Genomic DNA, 1,931 nt, shown 5'->3' with positions numbered 1-1,931 from the left:
TCTCGGAAGGCACGTGCAGACCTTTCGTCATGGCCTCCTACCTTTCTTTCGGGCCCTTGTCAGGGCCGATTCGTTAGCGCCCCTCCGTGTGAGGCGTTATTGCTGACGACATATTTATATCCAAAATCAGCTCATACTTCCACCTTGCCCCCGAACGGTTTTTTATAGGGGGTGAACGGCATACACATATACTTCACGCATGGCACACTTCATCTTAATAAAGCGTATTTACGTGCTTAAACGCGTTTTAATCCTAAAATCAAATGGAACTAAACTTTGTTAAACCATCCTCAAATTGCATATTTCCAATAAAGCTATGAATAGAATTAGCGGTTCACACCGCGTCTCAACCATTTTCATTTTTATTCAGAAAAAAGTTTGTCCTATTCATTTCTGATAAATAAATTACCGTTTACCAGACGCTTGATACCGTTCACCGGAAACTCAGTATAAGGCCCAGCGGATACCGCCTCGCTTTACGGCCCCATTTGTAACAACTTGACTTCTCGGTATAGAAAAACGGACCCGCTTCACTAGGGAAACGGGTCCGTTTTCGATTATCTTCGGCTAATTTGGATAAGGCCCCCGAAGACCATCGGAATCCTAGCGATCGAACTCCGCCAGTGCCTCGCCCAAAAGCCTCAGGCCCTCGCGCAGAACGTCCTCGCTCGCGCAGTAGCCCAGGCGTGCGCCGCAGGGAAGCTCAAAACGGCTACCGGGGACCAGCAGCACTCCCCTCTCGGACAGCAGGCGCCTGCAGAACTCCTCGTCATCCTCGGGAATATCCAGCTGGATAAACGAGGTGGACACGCCCTGCGGGGCCGTCCAGGAAACGCGATGCTGCGTATCGATCCAAGCCTGCGCGATATCGCGGTTGCCAAACACGATCTTGCGATTGCGCTCGAGAATCTTATCCTTGTGCTCAAGCACATAGGTCGCCAGAGCATCGTTGAACACGCCGCCGCAGATCATTGTGTAATCGCGATAGGTACGGATGCGGTTGGACACCTCTTTGTCGGCCAGGACCCAGCCCACGCGGGCCGCAGGTGTCGAATAGGTCTTCGACAACGAGTTGGTGACAATGGCCCTCTCGTACACGTCGACCATCGACATAAAGGACTCAGTGTTTTCGAGCGGCAGATATACCTCGTCGCACAGCACGTAGGCGCCCACCGAGCGGGCGATCTCGGCAATCTGGCCGAGCATATCGGCATCGAGCACCGTACCGATGGGGTTAGATGCGTTGTTTATGCAGATAAGCTTGGTGTTGGGACGCACCAAGCGCTTGAGTTCCTCGATATCGGGCTTCCAGCCGAGTTCCTCGCGAAGCTCCCAATACTCGACCTCGGCGCCCAGCGTGCGCGGAATCTCGTAGAGCGGCGCGTAGGTGGGCCACTCGGCGATAACATGGTCGCCGGGCTCGACCACAGCCATGATGGCGTTGAGGTTAGCGCCCGTGCAGCCATTGGTCTGCAGAATGTGATCGGGATTGACCTCCCGACGATACAGCTTGGCAACCTCGGCCTTAAACTCCGGCGAGCCCTCGATCCAGCCGTAGTTCATCTTCTCGCGGTCCAGGCGCTCGTAGAACGTGGCGCCGTCCTGTTCATCGAGCGCGCGCAGCTCGCCCATGGTGAGCGACGAGATCGTCGACTGGGCGATGTCCCACGTGGCGCTCTTCTCCCAAACGTTGAGCCATTCCTCAACGCCAATCGTCTTGATGTCCATGGCCAAGCTCCTTACAAAAGCAGTCATCCAATCGTGTTGACGTTCCTCATACAAGATTGGGGCGGTGCGAAAACCCGCACCGCCCCAATGGGAGACATCTAATGGCAGCTAGATGTATGTATTATGACCTGTACGGGTCCTTGAAGACCTTAGAGGTCCTCGCGCCAGAAGGGCATGCTCATGCAGCGCGGGCCGCCGCGGCC

General features: G+C 54.9%; 1 protein-coding gene. It reads right to left on the bottom strand.

The genetic code is table 11. From position 1 onward, the window contains the following. Nucleotides 1–603: 603 nt before the first annotated feature. On the bottom strand, nucleotides 604–1,728 hold the full coding sequence (locus I2D41_RS02845; RefSeq protein WP_195363478.1) for an aminotransferase: 1,125 nt from the start codon (nucleotides 1,726–1,728) through the stop codon (nucleotides 604–606). Between the last annotated feature and the right edge of the window lie 203 nt (nucleotides 1,729–1,931).

The sequence above is a fragment of the Collinsella aerofaciens genome (genome assembly GCF_015552075.1).
GTDB lineage: Bacteria > Actinomycetota > Coriobacteriia > Coriobacteriales > Coriobacteriaceae > Collinsella > Collinsella aerofaciens_Y.
Note: the sequence above shows the minus strand (reverse complement) of the source record. Positions and strands in the feature narration are given on the sequence as shown.

Coding starts and splice junctions, on each gene's coding strand:
- I2D41_RS02845 (WP_195363478.1), bottom strand. CDS start 1,728: ATGGACATCAAGACGATTGGCGTTGAGGAATGGCTCAACGTTTGGGAG.